This is a genomic window from Streptomyces tritici (assembly GCF_048500665.1).
In the GTDB taxonomy this organism is placed as follows: domain Bacteria; phylum Actinomycetota; class Actinomycetes; order Streptomycetales; family Streptomycetaceae; genus Streptomyces; species Streptomyces tritici.
Window position 1 is genome coordinate 5,178,712 of the sequence record NZ_CP183183.1, and the last position, 17,643, is coordinate 5,196,354.

Consider the following 17,643-nt stretch of genomic DNA (forward strand, 5'->3'; position numbering starts at 1 on the left):
GTAGGTCGTTGGTCATTCTCGGGGACCGTCGTCAGTGGTGCAGGATCTTCGACAGGAAGTCCTTGGCCCGGTCGCTGCGCGGGTTGCTGAAGAACTCGTCCGGCGTCGCCTGCTCGACGATCTTGCCGTCGGCCATGAACACGACGCGGTTGGCGGCGGAACGGGCGAAGCCCATCTCGTGGGTGACGACGACCATCGTCATCCCGTCGCGCGCCAGCTGCTGCATCACCTCGAGGACCTCGTTGATCATCTCGGGGTCGAGGGCCGAGGTCGGCTCGTCGAACAGCATGACCTTCGGGTCCATCGCCAACGCCCGTGCGATCGCGACGCGTTGCTGCTGTCCTCCGGAGAGCTGTGCGGGGTACTTGTCCGCCTGGGTGCCGACGCCGACCCGGTCGAGCAGGGTACGGGCCTTGGTCTCGGCGGCCTGCTTGTCCGCCTTGCGGACCTTGACCTGACCCAGCATCACGTTCTCGAGCACCGTCTTGTGCGCGAACAGGTTGAACGACTGGAACACCATGCCGACGTCGGCGCGCAGCCGCGCCAGCTCCTTGCCCTCCTGGGGCAGGGGCTTTCCGTCGATCGTGATGGTGCCGGAGTCGATCGTCTCCAGGCGGTTGATGGTGCGGCACAGCGTGGACTTGCCGGACCCGGAGGGCCCGATCACGACCACGACCTCGCCCCGGGCGATGGTCAGGTCGATGTCCTGGAGCACATGCAGCGCGCCGAAGTGCTTGTTCACGTCGGACAGTACGACCAGGTCATCGGCCGCCGGCACGGCGTCCGCCGAACCCTTCGTCACTGACACTCCGCTCATCGGCTTTTAGCTCCGTCCTCCTCGGTTGGGGAGGACACTAGAGACACGGCGGGATGACCGTCATCACATCTGAGCGGAAATTGAGCATAACGATCCGGCCGCAACCGGACACACTGCGTGAACCGTGCCGCCGACGGCGTACCGGGTGGATAACAGAAACCCGGGCGCGAGCGGGGGACACTTGACTGTGACGCCGACGATCGGCGTTCATGCCTGATACATAGGTATGCATCCACTCGTGCATACGGGGACCACCGACCACTGCCACGCCACCGGAGGGGGGCCATGAGACTGCTGCTCGTCGAGGACGACGATCATGTCGCCGCCGCCCTGTCCGCGGTGCTCGCCCGGCACGGCTTCGCCGTCACGCACGCACGCAACGGCGAGGAGGCGCTGCAGGCGGTGCTGCCCGCGGCGCACGGCGAGCGCCCCTCGTTCGGCGTGATCCTGCTCGACCTGGGTCTGCCCGACCAGGACGGCTACCAGGTCTGCGGAAAGATCCGGAAGCTGACCTCCACGCCGGTGATCATGGTCACCGCGCGCTCCGACGTCCGCTCCCGCATACACGGGCTGAACCTGGGCGCCGACGACTACGTGGTCAAGCCGTACGACACCGGCGAGCTGCTGGCCCGGATCCACGCGGTCAGCCGGCGCACCGCCGCCGGCGAGGACGGCGGGCCGGCCGGCGAGGAGACCGCGCTGCGCCTGGGCTCGGTCACCATCGAGCTGCCCACCCGCCGGGTCAGCGTCGACGGGGCGCCTGTGCCGCTCACCCGCAAGGAGTTCGACCTGCTCGCGCTGCTCGCCCAGCGGCCCGGGGTGGTCTTCCGCCGCGAGCAGATCATCAGCGAGGTGTGGCGCACCAGCTGGGAGGGGACCGGGCGCACGCTGGAGGTGCACGTCGCCTCCCTGCGCTCCAAGCTGCGGATGCCGGCCCTGATCGAGACCGTACGGGGCGTCGGCTACCGACTCGTCGTGCCGGCGGCGTAACCCTCCGTGCGCACCCGTCTCCTTCCGCTGCTCATCGTGCTGATGGCCGGGGTGCTGCTGGCCCTCGGCTTCCCGCTGGCCGCCAGCCTGGCCGCCGCCGAGCAGCAGCGGGTGGTCGTCGACCGGCTCGACGACGCGGCCCGGTTCGCCGCGCTGGCCCAGTTCGTCACCGAGAACGACCCCGGCATCGACGAGCGACGGGCCACGCTGACCGGCGAGTTGACGAGCTATCACGACGTGTACGACATCCGGGCCGGCGTCTTCCTCCGCGACAACCGCGCCATGGCCTCGGCCCCGGAGGGCTGGACCGTGCCCAAGGAGGGCGAGGGCCGCCGCGCCTTCCAGGAGGCGCTGCTCGGCCGGCGCAGCCACGACCCTCCGCAGGTCTGGCCGTGGCAGACCGACGCCCGGCTCCCGATCGCCTCGCCCGTGGTCCGGGACGGGGACGTCGTCGCCGTCGTCGTCACCGACTCGCCCACCGGGCAGCTGCGTTCGCGGATCCTGCACGGCTGGCTGCTCATCGCCGCCGGCGAGGTGGCGGCCATGCTGGTCGCCGTCGGCGCCGCCTTCCGGCTCACCGGCTGGGTCCTGCGGCCGGTACGGGTGCTGGACGCGGCCACCCACGACATCGCCACGGGCCGGATGAACTCCCGGGTCGCCGTCGCCGGCGGCCCGCCCGAACTGCGCCGTCTCGCCAAGTCGTTCAACGAGATGGCCGACAACGTCGAGGACGTCCTGGAGCAGCAGCGGGCGTTCGTCGCCGACGCCTCCCACCAGCTGCGCAACCCGCTCGCGGCACTGTTGCTGCGGATCGAGCTGCTGGCCCTCGAACTCCCCGAGGGCAACGAGGAGATCGCCTCCGTGCGCACTGAGGGCAAGCGGCTCGCGCAGGTCCTCGACGACCTGCTCGACCTGGCGCTCGCCGAGCACGCCGCCGCCGACCTGCGGCTCACCGACATCGGCGAGCTGGCCGCCGAGCGGGTGGCCGCCTGGCGGCCGCTCGCCGACGAGAAGGGCGTGCGGCTGGTGCACGAGGGCGGCGCGGTGACCGCCTGGGCGGACCCGGTGGCGCTGTCCAGCGCGCTGGACGCGGTGATCGACAACGCGCTGAAGTTCACCCCCGAGGGCGAGGAGGTCACGGTCCGGACGGCCGCCGACGGCACGACCTCGACCGTCGTCGTCACCGACCGGGGCCCGGGACTCACCGACGAGGAGCTGACCCGCGTCGGCGACCGCTTCTGGCGCAGCGGCCGCCACCAGAACGTGAAGGGCTCGGGGCTCGGCCTGTCCATCACCCGCGCCCTGCTCGCCGCCGGCGGCGGCACCATCGCGTACGCGCACAACGAGCCGCACGGGCTGGCCGTGACGGTCACCCTCCCGCGCAGCGGGCCGCCCGGCCCGGCCGCGTAGGGCGTGTCCGAAGGATCAGGACCGGAGAGGCCCTGAGGGTCAGGGCTTCACGGACCGGTAGTACTCCCGGGCGCCGTCGTGCAGCAGGAGCGGGTCCGTGTAGATCGCCGTCCGCAGGTCCACCAGCTGGGCCGGGTGGACCTGGCTGCCGATCCGGTCACGGCTCCGGATCACCGTGCGCGTCAGGCCCTCGGCCATCGCGGGGTCCGTCAGGTCCGTGGTGACCAGCAGGTTCGTCACCGCCAGCGTCTCCACCGGACCTTCCTGGGCGCGGGGGTAGGCGTCGGCCGGCATCACCGCGGAGCGGTAGTACCGGGTCTCCGCGCCCGCGTCGTGCATCCGGGCGATCAGGGGGGCGTCCAGCGGCACCAGGCGCACCGGATGCCGCTCGGACAGCTCCTGCACGGCATGGGTGGGCAGACCGCCGGACCAGAAGAAGGCGTCCAGCTTGCCGTGCTCCAGCAGCCCCGGCATGGTGTCGATGCCCGCCGAGACCGGGACGACGTCCGCGTCCGGGCGCAGCCCCCCGGCCTTCAGTACCCGGTCGGCGATCAGCCGGACGCCGGAGCCCTCCTGCCCCACGCCGACCCGCAGCCCCTTGAGCTGGGCGACGGAGGTCACCTTCGAGGACTTGGGGACGACCAGCTGGACGTAGTCGTCGTAGAGCCGGGCCAGCCCGCGCAGCCGGTTCGCGCCGGGCATGCCGGCGCGCTGGTACTGGGCGACGGCGTCCGCCGTGGCCACGGTGAAGTCCGCCTCGCCCGAGGCGAGCCGCGCCAGGTTCTGCTGCGAGCCCTCGCTGTCGCGCAGCGTTATCTTCACCTCGGGAAGATCGCGGGCCAGCGCCTCCCGGAGCAGTTTGCCGTAGCGCTGGTACACGCCCGTGGGCACGCCCGTGCTGAAGGTGATCCGCCCGCTGGGCCCGGGGTTCCCCGGCGGCAGCAGCCACCAGGCCAGCAGCGCGCACACCACCGCCAGCGCGGCCGACACCTGGACGGCCCGGCGGCGGGCGAAACGGGACAGTGAGCGCGGCATGCCGCGATCCTGCCACCTCACTCCCCGTGACGGCCAGGCCATGGCGTGGGACCGCCTACCCTTGTGGCATGACCATCAGCGACCGGAGCCAGGCAGTGGACGTCCAGCGAACCTACGAAGTGCGCACCTACGGGTGCCAGATGAACGTCCACGACTCCGAGCGGCTCTCCGGTCTGCTGGAGGACGCCGGCTACGTGCGGGCCCCCGAGGGGTCCGACGGCGAGGCCGACGTCGTTGTCTTCAACACGTGCGCGGTCCGCGAGAACGCCGACAACAAGCTGTACGGCAACCTCGGCCACCTCGCCCCCAAGAAGGCGAAGCGCCCCGGCATGCAGATCGCCGTCGGCGGCTGTCTGGCGCAGAAGGACCGCGAGACCATCGTGAAGAAGGCCCCGTGGGTCGACGTGGTCTTCGGCACCCACAACATCGGCAAGCTGCCGGTGCTCCTGGAGCGCGCCCGGGTCCAGGAGGAGGCACAGGTCGAGATCGCCGAGTCGCTGGAGGCGTTCCCCTCCACGCTGCCGACCCGGCGCGAGTCCGCGTACGCCGCCTGGGTCTCGATCTCCGTCGGCTGCAACAACACCTGCACCTTCTGCATCGTCCCGGCGCTGCGCGGCAAGGAGGAGGACCGCCGGCCCGGCGACATCCTCGCCGAGATCGAGGCGCTGGTCGCCGAGGGCGTCTCCGAGATCACCCTGCTCGGTCAGAACGTCAACGCGTACGGCTCCGACCTCGGCGACCGCGAGGCCTTCAGCAAGCTGCTGCGCGCCTGTGGCGAGATCGAGGGCCTGGAGCGGGTCCGCTTCACCTCGCCGCACCCGCGCGACTTCACCGACGACGTGATCGCCGCCATGGCGGAGACCCCGAACGTGATGCCGCAGCTGCACATGCCGCTGCAGTCCGGTTCGGACACGGTCCTGAAGGCGATGCGCCGCTCGTACCGGCAGGAGCGCTTCCTCGGGATCATCGAGAAGGTCCGCGCCGCCATCCCGCACGCGGCCATCTCCACCGACATCATCGTGGGCTTCCCCGGCGAGACCGAGGAGGACTTCGAGCAGACCATGCACGTGGTCCGCGAGGCCCGCTTCGCGAACGCCTTCACCTTCCAGTACTCCAAGCGCCCCGGCACCCCGGCCGCCGAGATGGAGAACCAGGTGCCCAAGGAGGTCGTGCAGGCCCGCTACGAGCGCCTGGTCGCCCTCCAGGAGGAAATCTCCTGGGACGAGAACAAGAAGCAGGTCGGCCGCACCCTGGAGGTCATGGTCGCGGAGGGCGAGGGCCGCAAGGACGGCGCCACCCACCGCCTCTCCGGCCGCGCCCCCGACAACCGGCTGGTCCACTTCACCAAGCCGGACGAGGAGGTGCGCCCCGGCGACGTGGTGACCGTCGAGATCACCTACGCGGCCCCGCACCACCTGCTCGCCGAGGGCCCGGTCGCGTCCGTGCGCCGCACCCGCGCCGGCGACGCCTGGCAGAAGCGCCACGAGGCCGCCGCGGCCAAGCCGGCCGGCGTGCTGCTCGGCCTGCCGAAGATCGGCGTCCCGGAGCCGCTGCCGGCCGCCTCCGCACCGGCCTGCGGCAGCCACTGACGGCGGGCGGGCACGAGCGGCGCGGGCCGCTGCAGACGGCCCGCGGCAGCCTCTGACGGCGGGCGTGGCGCAGTAGGCTGCGGATCATGCTTGTCGCCGCCGCCGTGTGCCCCTGCCCGCCCCTGCTCGTCCCCGAGGTCGCGGCCGGAGCCGCGCCGGAGCTGGACGCCGCCCGCACCGCCTGCGCGGACGCGGTCGGCGTGCTCGCCGCCTCCCGCCCGGACCGGCTGTACGTCGTCGGGCCGGCCGCCGGCGCGGACCGGACCGAGTACCCGCAGGGCGCGGCGGGCTCCTTCGCGGGCTTCGGGGTCGACCTGACCGTACGGCTCGGCGCGGGGCCCGAGGGGGAGCGCGCGCTGCCCGCCTCCCTCGCCGTCGCCGCCTGGCTCCTGGAGCGCGAGCGGTGGGCCGCCGCACCCGTGACCGGGCTCGGGGTGGGCGAAGGGCGCGGCACCGCGGACTGCGCGGCCGACGGCCGCGAGCTGGCGGGCGCCGCCGAGCGCGTGGCGCTGCTGGTCATGGGCGACGGCAGCGCCTGCCGCACGCTGAAGGCCCCCGGCTACCTCGACGAGCGCGCCGCGCCCTTCGACGCGGACGTGGCCCGGGCGCTGGCCGCCGCGGACACCGCCGCCCTGCTGGGCCTGGACGAGGGCCTGGCGCGGGAACTGCGCGCGGCCGGCCGCGCGCCCTGGCAGGTGCTCGCCGGCGCGGCCGAGGGCGCGGGCCTGGACGGCCGCCTGCTCCACGAGGACGCCCCGTACGGCGTCGGCTACTTCGTGGCCGCCTGGACGTGACGCCCTAGCCGGCCGGAGGGGTCGGAGGGGTCGGCGGCGGGGTGCCGCCGTCGTCGTGCTCCTTGTGGGCGAGCCGCCCGACGGCCCCCTTGGCCTTGCCCGTGCCGGAGTGGATCTTGGTGCTGTACTTGCCCTTGGTCTTCGCGTCGACCATGCGGGCGGCCTTGTCCAGCCCCTCGTCGATCTTCTTCTCGTGCTGCTGAGCCAGCTCGGACACCTTGTCCTTCGCCGGGGTGAGCTTGGCCTTGAGTGAGTCCATGAAGCCCATCGGGTCACCGCCCTCGGTGTTGAAAACGCCCAAATCGTGCGGAATACACAGCGTACTCGTGCGGGCGGACCATGCGACGCCGAAGGTTTGGGAGACTGGGCCGGTGAGAAGCGCAACTCCCGCCCCGCGGGTCATCGCCGTCGTCGGCCCCACCGCGGCCGGCAAGTCCGATCTGGGCGTCTTCCTCGCCCGGCAGCTCGGCGGCGAGGTCGTCAACGCGGACTCCATGCAGCTCTACCGCGGGATGGACATCGGCACCGCCAAGCTGACCGAGGAGGAGCGCGGCGGGATCCCGCACCACCTCCTCGACATCTGGGACGTCACCGAGACCGCCAGCGTCGCCGAGTACCAGCGCCTCGCCCGCGCCGAGATCGACCGGCTGCTCGCCGCGGGCCGCACCCCCGTCCTCGTCGGCGGCTCCGGCCTGTACGTGCGCGGCGCCATCGACGCCCTGGAGTTCCCCGGCACCGACCCCGCCGTCCGCGCCCGTCTGGAGGCCGAGCTCGACGAGCGCGGCTCCGGCGTCCTGCACGCCCGGCTGGCCGCCGCCGACCCCGAGGCCGCCCGCGCGATCCTGCCCGGCAACGGCCGCCGGATCGTCCGCGCCCTGGAGGTCATCGAGATCACCGGCAAGCCGTTCACGGCCAACCTGCCGGGCCCCGACTCGGTCTACGACACCGTCCAGATCGGCGTCGACGTCGGCCGCCCGGAGCTCGACGAGCGGATCGCCCGGCGCGTCGACCGGATGTGGGAGGCGGGACTCGTCGACGAGGTCCGCGCCCTGGAGGCCGCCGGACTGCGCGAGGGGCGCACCGCCTCCCGCGCCCTGGGCTACCAGCAGGTGCTGGCCGCGCTCGCGGGGGAGTGCACCGAGGACGAGGCGCGCGCCGAGACCGTGCGCGCCACCAAGCGCTTCGCGCGCCGTCAGGACTCCTGGTTCCGCCGCGACACGCGCGTCCACTGGCTCAGCGGCGCCGCCGAGGACCGCGGGGAACTCCCGCGTCGGGCGCTGACGTTGGTCGAACGAGCGGTTACAGCCTGATCACGTGATGGCATCGGGACGCACTGCCCGTCATTTCGGGGGTCGGGGGCGTGCCATCATCGAGCATCGATCGACCAAGTGGAGTCCGAGTGGGGAGGGCGCGTGGCGATGGAGGCCGGCCCTCGCGACAGAGAACAGGACGAGGCACAGGACGCCCGGGAGGGCGCCCTGGGCGCGATCCGCGGCGGCGCCCGTGACGCCGACGCGCCGGGCCTGACCCCGGACGGCCCGGACGACGCCGAGGGCTCCTCGATCGAGGTCGCCCCCGACGAGGTCGAGGTCGAGCTCCGCCCCCAGCGCCGGCTGCGGATCTGGCAGCTCGCCCCCATCGTCGGACTGGCCGCGCTCGGCTCCCTGATGTTCGCCTTCCCGCTCGCCTTCGGCTCCGGCGACGGCGGACCGGTCGTCGCCATGCTCGGCCTGCTCATCAGCTGCTGCGCCGCCGGCTGGGGCATGATGGCCGCCCGCAAGGTCGGCCACACCTGGCCCGGACTGCCCGCCCGCGGCTCCGGCGAGCGCCCCGACTGGCGCGTCCTCGCCCTGTACGTGGGCATCAGCGCCGTGCTCGTGGCCCTCGCGGTCTGGCGGGTCGCCCGGCTGCGCTGAGCGCCGCGGAGCCCGGGGCCCGTCCGGCGGGTCAGGCCCGTACCCGGCACCCGGCCGGCCGTCGTACCCCGCCCGTACGATGGATCGCGTGACCAGCACCGAGAACGCGCCGCTCGCCTTCCTCAAGGGACACGGCACCGAGAACGACTTCGTGATCGTCCCCGACCCGGACAACGCTCTGGAGCTCGACGCCGCGGCCGTCGCCCGGCTCTGCGACCGCCGGGCCGGGATCGGCGGCGACGGACTCCTGCACGTTGTGCGCAGCGCCGCCCACCCCGAGGCGAAGGATCAGGCCGGCGAGGCCGAGTGGTTCATGGACTACCGCAACGCGGACGGCTCGGTCGCCGAGATGTGCGGCAACGGGGTGCGGGTGTTCGCCCGCTATCTGGAGCACGCCGGTCACGTCACCGCCGGCGAGGTCGCCGTGGCCACCCGGGGCGGCGTCAAGCACGTGCACCTCGACAAGGACGGCTCCGTCACCGTCGCCATGGGCCGCGCCGCGCTCCCCGAGGAAGGCGTGACCGTCACCGTCGACGGCCGCAGCTGGCCCGCCCGCAACGTGAACATGGGCAACCCGCACGCCGTCGCGTTCGTCGACTCCCTCGACGACGCCGGCGACCTGCGCGAGGAGCCCCCGTACGCGCCCGCCTCGGTCTACCCGGACGGCGTCAACATCGAGTTCGTCGTCGACCGCGGCCCCCGGCACGTCGCCATGCGCGTCCACGAGCGCGGCGCCTCCGAGACCCGCTCCTGCGGCACCGGCGCGTGCGCCGTCGCCGTCGCCACGGCCCGCCGCGACGGCGTCGACCCCGCCGAGACCGGCACGCCCGTCACGTACACCGTGGACGTGCTCGGCGGAACGCTGACGATCACCGAGCACCCGGACGGGCGGGTCGACATGACCGGCCCCGCCGTGATCGTCGCCGAGGGCGTCGTCGACCCGTCCTGGCTCGCCGCCCGGGCCTGAACCGGGGCGGGGGCCCGGGGCCTGGGCCTCCGGAGGCGTAGCAGGCCGGGCCCGAATCGCACAGGAAGCAAACGGCCCACCCGCTCTCCATCCCTCGAATGGGTGATCCGGTTCACGCTGGGCGAGAGCGGGACTGCGGCCCGTGGTGGGGTCGGTAGCATCAAGCACCGGCCCCCCGGGCACGCCCTGCCCGTCCACCGCCGGTCGACGCCGCCGGAGGTGCCCCATGAGCGCAGAGGCCACCAACCCTGACGCCCCCAGCCGCCGCCGCGCCCGCCCGAGGATCGACCTCCGCAGGCTGGGCCGCGCCGCACTCCTCGGACCCGCCGCCCGGGACCGGCTGCCCGACGCCATCGGACACGTCGCCGAGGCGCACCGCGCCCACCATCCCGACGCCGACCTGGCCGTGCTCCGCCGGGCGTACGTGCTCGCCGAGTCCTCGCACCGCGGCCAGTTCCGCAAGAGCGGCGAGCCGTACATCACCCACCCGCTCGCCGTCACCCTGATCCTCGCCGAACTCGGGGCCGAGACCACCACGTTGACCGCCGCGCTGCTCCACGACACCGTCGAGGACACCGAGGTGACGCTCGATCAGGTCCGCGAGCAGTTCGGCGACGAGGTCTGCTACCTCGTCGACGGCGTCACGAAGCTGGAGAAGGTCGACTACGGGGCTGCCGCCGAGCCCGAGACCTTCCGCAAGATGCTCGTCGCCACCGGCAACGACGTCCGCGTGATGTCGATCAAACTCGCCGACCGGCTGCACAACATGCGCACCCTCGGGGTGATGCGCCCCGAGAAACAGGCCCGGATCGCCAAGGTCACCCGCGACGTCCTCATCCCGCTCGCCGAGCGGCTCGGCGTCCAGGCCCTCAAGACCGAGCTGGAGGACCTCGTCTTCGCCATCCTCCACCCCGAGGAGTACGAGGCCACCCGGGCCCTGATCGCGGAGAACAGCGACGCCGGGGACGCGCTCGCCGCCATGGCCGAGAACGTCTCCACCGTGCTGCGCGAGGCCGGCATCGCCGCCGAGGTCCTCGTCCGGCCCCGGCACTTCGTCTCCGTCCACCGGGTCCGCCTCAAGCGCGGCGAGCTGCGCGGCACCGACTTCGGCCGGCTGCTCGTCCTGGTCGGCGAGGACGCCGACTGCTACGCCGTGCTCGGCGAACTCCACACCTGCTTCACGCCGTTGATCTCCGAGTTCAAGGACTTCATCGCGGCGCCCAAGTTCAACCTCTACCAGTCGCTGCACACCGCCGTCGCCGGGCCGGACGGAGCCGTCGCCGAGGTCCTCATCCGCACGCACCGGATGCACAAGGTCGCCGAGGCAGGGGTCGTCGCGCTCGGCAGCCCCCACGCGACCGCCGAGCCCGCCGACGCCGCCGAGGACGGCGAGCGGGCCGACCCCACCCGCCCCGGCTGGCTCGCCCGCCTCCTCGAATGGCAGCGCTCCACGCCCGACCCGGACACCTTCTGGACCTCCCTGCGCGACCACCTCGCCGAGGACCGCGAGATCACCGTCTTCCGCCCCGACGGCGGCACGCTCGGCCTGCCCGCCGGCGCGACCTGCGTCGACGCCGCCTACGCCCAGCACGGCGAGGCCGCCCACGCCTGCCTCGGCGCCCGCGTCAACGGCCGGCTCGCCACCCTGAGCACCGTCCTCGGCGACGGCGACACCGTCCAGCTGCTGCTGGCCCAGGACTCCGCCTCCGGCCCCTCCCCGGACTGGCTGGAGCACGCCCGCACCCCCGCCGCCCGGCTCGCCATCACCGCCTGGCTCCAGGCCCACCCGGAGAGCGCCAAGGCCCCGGCGGTGACCCCCCGGCCGCCGTCCGCGCTCACCGCCGACCGCGGCGGGGCCGTCGGCGCCGTCGTCGACCTGCCCGGCGCGCAGGTACGGCTCGCCGGCTGCTGCACCCCCGTACCACCCGACGCCATCACCGGCTTCCAGGTCCGCGGCGGCGCGGTCACCGTCCACCGCGCGGAGTGTCCCGGCGCCGACCGCATGGCCGCCCTCGGCCGCACCCCGCTCCCGGTCCGCTGGGGCGACACCGCCGCCTGCCGGGTCACCCTGGTCGCCGAGGCCTTCGGCCGTCCCCGGCTGCTCGCCGACCTCACCGAGGCCATCGCCACCGCCGGCGCCGCCGTCGTCTCCGCCACCGTCGAGCCGCCCACCGAGCAGCGGGTGCGCCACACGTACACCCTCCAGCTGCCCGACGCCGCCGGGCTGCCCGCCCTGATGCGGGCCATGCGCGACGTCCCCGGCGTCTACGACGTCAGCCGCGTCCGCCCCCCGGCCGGGTCGGCCGTGCGCTGACCTCCTTCGGGTGGCGGGTGCGCGCGCCGCCCCGGGCGCCGGTCGGCGCCCTGGTAGCGGTAATCCATGCAGCTCACCCCCCGACCCTCCGTACGCCGCCGCCGGCTGCTGCGGGCCGCCGTGCTCGCCGCCGCCTCCGCCGGCCTGGTCGCCGCCGCCCTGCCGGCGCCCGGCCCGCTCGGCATCGGCGACCCGCTCTTCCCGCACCTCGGCAACCCGGGCTACGACGTCCTCGCCTACGAGCTCGACCTCACCTACCCGTGCCGGAACACCGAGCCCTTGAAGGCGGTCACCGGCATCCAGGCCGTCGCCACCGAGGACCTCGACCGGCTCAACCTCGACTTCACGCACGGCACGGTCGGCGCGGTCCGCGTCAACGGCGCCCCCGCCGCGTACACGACCCGCGGCGAGGACCTGGTGATCACACCCAAGGAGCGCATCGAGAGCGGCGACACCCTGGACATCACGGTCAGCCACACCAGCGACCCGTCCGGACCCGGCGAGGCCGGCGGCTGGGTGCGCACCTCCGACGGCCTGGCCATGGCCAACCAGGCCGACGCCGCCCACCGGGTCTTCCCCTCCAACGACCACCCCGCCGACAAGGCGTACTTCACCTTCCGCGTCACCGCGCCCAGCGAGCTCACCGCCGTGGCCAACGGCCTGCCCGTCGAGCGCACCGAGGACGGCGCCACCACCACCTGGACGTACCGCACCACCCACCCCATGGCCACCGAACTCGCCCAGGTGTCCATCGGCCGCTCCAAGGTCCTGCACCGCACCGGACCGCACGGCCTGCCGGTGCGGGACGTGGTGCCGGCGGCCGACGCGAAGCTCCTGGAGCCCTGGCTGCGCAAGACGCCGGAGCAGATGGAGTGGATGGAGGCCAAGGTCGGCCGGTACCCCTTCGAGAACTACGGCGTCCTCGTCGCCGACGCCGAGACCGGCTTCGAGCTGGAGACCCAGACGCTCTCCCTCTTCGAGCGCCGGCTCTTCACCGACGAGCGCTTCCCCGCCTGGCTGGTGGAGGCGATCATGGTGCACGAGCTCGCCCACCAGTGGTTCGGCGACAGCGTCACCCCGCGCCGCTGGTCGGACCTGTGGCTCAACGAGGGACACGCCAGCTGGTACGAGGCCCTGTACGCCGACGAGAAGGCCGGCCAGTCCCTGGAGCGGCGCATGAAGGCCGCGTACGCCTCCTCCGACCGCTGGCGCGCGAACGGCGGCCCGCCGGCCGCCCCCGAGCCGCCCGCCCCGGGCCAGAAGATCAGCCTGTTCCGGCCCGTGGTCTACGACGGCAGCGCGCTGGTGCTCTACGCCCTGCGCCAGGAGATCGGCAAGGAGACCTTCGAGGAGCTGGAGCGGCGCTGGGTCGCGGACCACAAGGACGGCACGGCCGGCACCGACGACTTCGTCCGTCTCGCCGGGGAACTCGCCGGCCGCGACCTCACCGCGTTCTTCCGGGCCTGGCTGTACGGCGAGAAGACCCCGCCCATGCCCGGCCACCCCGACTGGCGCAGCGCGCCCGCCACCGCCGCGAAACCGGGATGACGCCCGCCGTCCGGCCGTGTCACCATCGTCGGGTCGGCGACGCGGCCGGACGGCCGGGAATCTTTCCGGGCCGTGACCCGTTGTGATCGACGTAACGACTTCCATCGACGTAAAGGATCCAATGACCTCCTCTTCATCCCCTTCCCAGGACGAGCAGAGCTTCGCGGACACCAGCCGCACCGAGAGCCTTCGGGCCGATGCCCTGATGGAAGAGGACGTCGCCTGGAGCCACGAGATCGACGGAGAGCGGGACGGCGACCAGTTCGACCGCTCCGACCGGGCCGCGCTGCGCCGCGTGGCGGGCCTCTCCACCGAGCTCGAGGACGTCACCGAGGTCGAGTACCGGCAGCTGCGCCTGGAGCGCGTGGTGCTCGTCGGCGTGTGGACCTCGGGGACGGTGCAGGACGCGGAGAACTCCCTCGCGGAGCTCGCGGCCCTCGCCGAGACGGCGGGCGCCCTCGTACTCGACGGCGTGATCCAGCGCCGCGACAAGCCGGACCCGGCCACCTACATCGGCTCCGGCAAGGCGAACGAACTGCGTGACATCGTGCTCGAGACCGGCGCGGACACGGTGGTCTGCGACGGTGAGCTCAGCCCCGGCCAGCTCATCCACCTCGAAGACGTCGTCAAGGTCAAGGTGGTCGACCGGACCGCCCTGATCCTCGACATCTTCGCCCAGCACGCCAAGTCCCGAGAGGGCAAGGCCCAGGTCGCGCTCGCGCAGATGCAGTACATGCTGCCGCGGCTGCGCGGCTGGGGTCAGTCGCTCTCCCGGCAGATGGGCGGCGGCGGTGGCGGCGGCATGGCCACCCGTGGTCCCGGTGAGACCAAGATCGAGACCGACCGGCGTCGGATCCGCGAGAAGATGGCGAAGATGCGCCGGGAGATCGCGGAGATGAAGACCGGCCGCGACATCAAGCGCCAGGAGCGCCGGCGGAACAAGGTGCCGTCGGTGGCGATCGCCGGCTACACCAACGCGGGCAAGTCGTCCCTGCTGAACCGGCTGACCGGCGCGGGCGTGCTGGTGGAGAACGCGCTGTTCGCCACCCTCGACCCGACCGTCCGCCGCGCGGAGACGCCCGGCGGCCGGGTGTACACCCTGGCCGACACCGTCGGCTTCGTCCGGCACCTGCCGCACCACCTGGTCGAGGCGTTCCGCTCCACCATGGAGGAGGTCGGCGACTCCGACCTGATCCTCCACGTGGTGGACGGCTCGCACCCCGCCCCGGAGGAGCAGCTGGCCGCCGTGCGCGAGGTGTTCCGGGACGTCGGCGCGGTCGACGTGCCCGAGATCGTCGTCGTCAACAAGGCGGACGCGGCCGATCCGCTGGTGCTGCAGCGCCTGCTGCGCATCGAGAAGCACGCCATCGCGGTCTCCGCCCGTACGGGCGAGGGCATCGACCGGCTGCTCGCGCTGATCGACGCCGAACTGCCGCGCCCGCAGGTCGAGATCGAGGTGCTCGTGCCGTACACCCAGGGCGGGCTGGTCTCGCGGGTGCACGCCGAGGGCGAGCTGCTCTCGGAAGAGCACACGCCGGAGGGCACGCTGCTCAAGGCCCGGGTGCACGAGGAACTGGCGGCGATGCTCGCGCCGTTCGTCCCCGCCGCGCACTGACGCCCCGCAGACCGGAGCAGAACAGCGGAAGGCCCCGCTTCCCCCTCGCGAGGAGGAAGCGGGGCCTTCGTGTGTGCGTCGTGCCCGGGCGGGCCCGAGGTCAGCGGGCGAACTTCTTGCTGACCATGTCGTGCGCGTCCTTGGCGCCGCGGCCGAGCTGCGGACCGGCGAGCCAGCCGTTGCTGCCGGCCGGGCCGATCGAGGTGTTCGACACCAGCGCCGGCTTGCCGTTCGGCATGGTGCGGATCCAGCCGCCGCCGGACGAGCCGCCGGTCATGGTGCAGCCGATGCGGTACATCGTCGGCGTGGCCGGGGCGGTGGACAGACGGGTCGGCCGGTCGATGCACTTGTGCATGATCAGGCCGTTGTACGGCGGGGCCGCCGGGTAGCCCCAGGCGCCCATGTAGCCCGCCTGGGCCGTCGTCGGAGCGGAGAAGTCGATCGGCAGCGCGACGCCGACGGTCTCCTCCAGGGACTTGCGGCCGCGCTCCGGCTTCACGTGCAGCACGGCGTAGTCGTACGGCCAGGCCGCGTTGGTGCCGCCGCGGTTGATCCAGTCGCCCGAGGTCACGGCCCAGTCGGCCCAGTACTGGCCGTACGGCGCGACCTCGTGCGGCTTGGCGTTGTTCAGCGCCGCGGCCGACTTGCCGAGGTCGTTGAAGGCCGGGACGAAGGTGATGTTGCGGTACCAGCCGCCCTTCTGGCCGGCGTGCACGCAGTGGCCCGCCGTCCAGACCAGGTTGGACTTGCCGGGCCGCCGCGGGTCCTTCACGATCGTGCCGGAGCAGACCGCCGAGCCCTGCGGGGTGTCGAAGAAGATCTTGCCGACCGGCGCCGCGTTCTTGTGGTACGGCGTCTTCTCCCGCTGCGCGCGGACCGCGCGCGGGGTCGGGTCGGTCACGCCGCCCGTGCTGCCCGCCTGGGCCGTGAACTCCGGGTCGGGGCTCTTCGCCGACTTCATGCGCTCGGTGTCCCAGAGCCCCTCGATCACCGGGTTGACGAAGTCCTGGGCCTCGCGGAGCCAGGTCTCCTTGTCCCAGTTCTTCCAGGCGCCGTTCTTCCACTCCTCCGGGTCCAGACCGTGCTTCTTCAGCTTGTCGGCCAGGTCCTTCGGGAGCGTGGCGCCGCCGCCCTCGCCGCCGGCGGCCGGGCTGGACGCCCCGGCGGCGGGCTTGTCGGCGGGCGGTTCGGTGGGGCCGCAGGCGGTGGCGGTGAACGCCAGCGTCAGGGCCAGGCCGCCGACGAGTATCGCCGGCAGCGGACGTACGGAACGCATGAGTCGAAATCCCCCTGAGAAGACGTGCGCGCGTCTGAATGCCATGGACGCGTCATGATTTGGCGCCCAGTATGCCGGGCCGGGCGAGGCCCCGAGCCACTGGGCCCGGCCCGGGGCCGCCTCTTTCACCGATCTTTCACCGGCCGGGCGTTTACCGGCCCGCGTACTTCGCGCTGACCGACTCGAAGATCGCCTTCGCCTCCTTGCCCAGCCGCGGACCGGCCAGCCAGCCCGCCGTCACCGGACCGATGGAGGTGTTGGACACGAGCGCCGGCCTGCCGTCCTTGCCCGTGGCGACCCAGCCGCCGCCGGACGAGCCGCCGGTCATCGTGCAGCCGATCCGGTACATCGTCGGCTGGTCGGCCTTGAGGGTCAGGCGGCCCGGCTTGTCCTTGCACTGCAGCAGCTTCTGCCCGTCGTACGGCGGCGCCGCCGGGTAGCCGGTCGCCGTCATCGAGGCGATCTTCGGCACCGCGGGGGCGTTGAACTCCACCGGCAGCGCCGAACCGACCGTCTCCTCCAGCGACTTGCCGCCGCTGCCCTTCTCCGGGGTCACATGGATGACCGCGAAGTCGTACGGCGCGCCCTGGCCGCCGGTCGCCGCGCCCTGGGCGATCCACTGCTCGGAGGTCTTCGCCCAGTCGCCCCACCACACGCCGTAGGGAGCGACCTGCTCGCGCGAGGCCTTCTTCAGCTCCGAGGTCGGCAGGCCGGCGTCGTTGTACGAGGGCACGAAGACGATGTTGCGGTACCAGCCGCCCTTCTTGCCCGCGTGCACGCAATGCCCCGCCGTCCACACCAGGTTGGACTTGCCCGGGTGCGCCGGGTCCTGGATCACCGTGGCGGAGCAGACCATCGAGCCCTCGGGACCGTCGAAGAAGACCTTCCCGGCCTCCGGCGCGTTGTCGTGGTACGGCGTCTTCACCTTCCGCGCCAGCACCGGCCGCGGCGTCGGGTCGGTGACGCCCGCGTCGCCGGAGATGTCCTCCTCCTCGACCGGCTTGTCGGGCCGCTCGGCGTCCCGCATCCGGTCCGCGTCCCAGAGGTCCTCGATGATCGGGTTGACGTAGTCCTTGGCCTCACGGAGCCACTTCTCGCGGTCCCAGTTCTTCCACTCCCCGTTCCGCCACTTGTCCAGATCGATGCCGTGCTCCTTGAGCCGGTCCTTCAGGTCCTGCGGGATCTGGATCTTCTCGGTGCCCGGGGCCGGGGCCGACGCGCTGGGCTTGTTCTGCGCGTTCTCCTCGGTCGGGCCGCAGGCGGTGGCCGTCAGCGCCAGCGCCGCGACGGCGGAGGCTGCGGCCAGCAGCGGACGAATCGGTCGCATGAAGTGATCCCCCTGGGACGACGTCGACAAATGCAGGGCCCCACT

15 protein-coding genes are annotated in these 17,643 nt (G+C 72.9%); 10 read left to right on the top strand and 5 right to left on the bottom strand.

Going from position 1 to position 17,643, the window contains the following annotated elements; genetic code table 11:
* Positions 1-31: 31 nt before the first annotated feature.
* Complete coding sequence (locus tag ACNJ93_RS24080) at positions 32-817, bottom strand: amino acid ABC transporter ATP-binding protein (protein ID WP_418959505.1); 786 nt, start codon at positions 815-817, stop codon at positions 32-34.
* A gap of 285 nt (positions 818-1,102) precedes the next feature.
* On the opposite strand from ACNJ93_RS24080, the gene ACNJ93_RS24085 reads away from it, so the two are divergent.
* Positions 1,103-1,807, top strand: coding sequence for a response regulator transcription factor (locus ACNJ93_RS24085; protein ID WP_418959506.1), 705 nt, complete (start codon positions 1,103-1,105; stop codon positions 1,805-1,807).
* Between the two features lie 6 nt (positions 1,808-1,813).
* Entirely contained in the window at positions 1,814-3,217 is a 1,404-nt protein-coding gene (locus tag ACNJ93_RS24090; protein WP_418959507.1) for an ATP-binding protein, read from the top strand.
* 39 nt (positions 3,218-3,256) lie between these two features.
* Here the strand turns inward: ACNJ93_RS24090 and ACNJ93_RS24095 are convergent, their stop codons facing one another.
* On the bottom strand, positions 3,257-4,252 hold the full coding sequence (locus tag ACNJ93_RS24095) for a TAXI family TRAP transporter solute-binding subunit (RefSeq protein WP_418959508.1): 996 nt from the start codon (positions 4,250-4,252) through the stop codon (positions 3,257-3,259).
* A 68-nt stretch (positions 4,253-4,320) separates the two neighbouring features.
* On the opposite strand from ACNJ93_RS24095, the gene miaB reads away from it, so the two are divergent.
* Both miaB and ACNJ93_RS24105 read left to right on the top strand, forming a co-directional pair.
* Positions 4,321-5,841 carry a tRNA (N6-isopentenyl adenosine(37)-C2)-methylthiotransferase MiaB gene (miaB, locus tag ACNJ93_RS24100; protein WP_418959509.1) on the top strand — a complete coding sequence of 507 codons (1,521 nt, stop codon included), beginning with the start codon at positions 4,321-4,323 and terminating at the stop codon, positions 5,839-5,841.
* Positions 5,842-5,927: 86 nt separating this feature from the next.
* Entirely contained in the window at positions 5,928-6,635 is a 708-nt protein-coding gene (locus ACNJ93_RS24105; RefSeq protein ID WP_418959510.1) for a class III extradiol dioxygenase subunit B-like domain-containing protein, read from the top strand.
* A gap of 4 nt (positions 6,636-6,639) precedes the next feature.
* On the opposite strand, the gene ACNJ93_RS24110 is transcribed toward ACNJ93_RS24105, so the two are convergent.
* Complete coding sequence (locus ACNJ93_RS24110; RefSeq protein ID WP_418961510.1) at positions 6,640-6,903, bottom strand: antitoxin; 264 nt, start codon at positions 6,901-6,903, stop codon at positions 6,640-6,642.
* A gap of 103 nt (positions 6,904-7,006) precedes the next feature.
* Between ACNJ93_RS24110 and miaA the strand changes: the two genes are divergently transcribed.
* The 6 genes from miaA (at position 7,007) to hflX (ending at position 14,995) form a co-directional block, all read left to right on the top strand.
* Positions 7,007-7,945: a tRNA (adenosine(37)-N6)-dimethylallyltransferase MiaA gene (gene miaA / locus ACNJ93_RS24115; RefSeq protein ID WP_418959511.1), complete on the top strand. Its 939-nt coding sequence runs from the start codon at positions 7,007-7,009 to the stop codon at positions 7,943-7,945.
* A 108-nt stretch (positions 7,946-8,053) separates the two neighbouring features.
* Positions 8,054-8,551 (top strand): hypothetical protein, encoded by a 498-nt coding sequence (locus ACNJ93_RS24120; protein ID WP_418961511.1) that lies wholly within the window; start codon positions 8,054-8,056, stop codon positions 8,549-8,551.
* Positions 8,552-8,630: 79 nt separating this feature from the next.
* The gene (gene dapF / locus ACNJ93_RS24125) at positions 8,631-9,518 is read left to right on the top strand and encodes a diaminopimelate epimerase (protein WP_418959512.1); all 888 of its coding nucleotides are present in this window, start codon (positions 8,631-8,633) and stop codon (positions 9,516-9,518) included.
* A gap of 226 nt (positions 9,519-9,744) precedes the next feature.
* Positions 9,745-11,832: a RelA/SpoT family protein gene (locus ACNJ93_RS24130; protein WP_418959513.1), complete on the top strand. Its 2,088-nt coding sequence runs from the start codon at positions 9,745-9,747 to the stop codon at positions 11,830-11,832.
* A 66-nt stretch (positions 11,833-11,898) separates the two neighbouring features.
* Positions 11,899-13,380, top strand: coding sequence for a M1 family metallopeptidase (locus ACNJ93_RS24135; RefSeq protein ID WP_418959514.1), 1,482 nt, complete (start codon positions 11,899-11,901; stop codon positions 13,378-13,380).
* Positions 13,381-13,501: 121 nt separating this feature from the next.
* Positions 13,502-14,995, top strand: a complete 1,494-nt coding sequence (gene hflX / locus ACNJ93_RS24140; RefSeq protein ID WP_418959515.1) for a GTPase HflX — start codon at positions 13,502-13,504, stop codon at positions 14,993-14,995.
* A gap of 100 nt (positions 14,996-15,095) precedes the next feature.
* On the opposite strand, the gene ACNJ93_RS24145 is transcribed toward hflX, so the two are convergent.
* Both ACNJ93_RS24145 and ACNJ93_RS24150 read right to left on the bottom strand, forming a co-directional pair.
* Positions 15,096-16,271, bottom strand: a complete 1,176-nt coding sequence (locus ACNJ93_RS24145; RefSeq protein ID WP_418959516.1) for a trypsin-like serine peptidase — start codon at positions 16,269-16,271, stop codon at positions 15,096-15,098.
* A gap of 151 nt (positions 16,272-16,422) precedes the next feature.
* The gene (locus ACNJ93_RS24150; RefSeq protein WP_418959517.1) at positions 16,423-17,598 is read right to left on the bottom strand and encodes a trypsin-like serine peptidase; all 1,176 of its coding nucleotides are present in this window, start codon (positions 17,596-17,598) and stop codon (positions 16,423-16,425) included.
* Positions 17,599-17,643 lie beyond the last annotated feature (45 nt).

Excerpts from the sequence above, each read along its gene's own strand:
- ACNJ93_RS24080 (WP_418959505.1), bottom strand. The coding sequence starts at position 817 with ATGAGCGGAGTGTCAGTGACGAAGGGTTCGGCGGACGCCGTGCCGGCG.
- ACNJ93_RS24135 (WP_418959514.1), top strand. The coding sequence starts at position 11,899 with ATGCAGCTCACCCCCCGACCCTCCGTACGCCGCCGCCGGCTGCTGCGG.
- hflX (WP_418959515.1), top strand. The coding sequence starts at position 13,502 with ATGACCTCCTCTTCATCCCCTTCCCAGGACGAGCAGAGCTTCGCGGAC.
- ACNJ93_RS24105 (WP_418959510.1), top strand. The coding sequence starts at position 5,928 with ATGCTTGTCGCCGCCGCCGTGTGCCCCTGCCCGCCCCTGCTCGTCCCC.
- ACNJ93_RS24110 (WP_418961510.1), bottom strand. The coding sequence starts at position 6,903 with ATGGGCTTCATGGACTCACTCAAGGCCAAGCTCACCCCGGCGAAGGAC.
- ACNJ93_RS24120 (WP_418961511.1), top strand. The coding sequence starts at position 8,054 with ATGGAGGCCGGCCCTCGCGACAGAGAACAGGACGAGGCACAGGACGCC.
- dapF (WP_418959512.1), top strand. The coding sequence starts at position 8,631 with ATGGATCGCGTGACCAGCACCGAGAACGCGCCGCTCGCCTTCCTCAAG.
- ACNJ93_RS24085 (WP_418959506.1), top strand. The coding sequence starts at position 1,103 with ATGAGACTGCTGCTCGTCGAGGACGACGATCATGTCGCCGCCGCCCTG.
- ACNJ93_RS24130 (WP_418959513.1), top strand. The coding sequence starts at position 9,745 with ATGAGCGCAGAGGCCACCAACCCTGACGCCCCCAGCCGCCGCCGCGCC.
- ACNJ93_RS24095 (WP_418959508.1), bottom strand. The coding sequence starts at position 4,252 with ATGCCGCGCTCACTGTCCCGTTTCGCCCGCCGCCGGGCCGTCCAGGTG.
- ACNJ93_RS24145 (WP_418959516.1), bottom strand. The coding sequence starts at position 16,271 with ATGCGTTCCGTACGTCCGCTGCCGGCGATACTCGTCGGCGGCCTGGCC.
- ACNJ93_RS24150 (WP_418959517.1), bottom strand. The coding sequence starts at position 17,598 with ATGCGACCGATTCGTCCGCTGCTGGCCGCAGCCTCCGCCGTCGCGGCG.
- miaB (WP_418959509.1), top strand. The coding sequence starts at position 4,321 with ATGACCATCAGCGACCGGAGCCAGGCAGTGGACGTCCAGCGAACCTAC.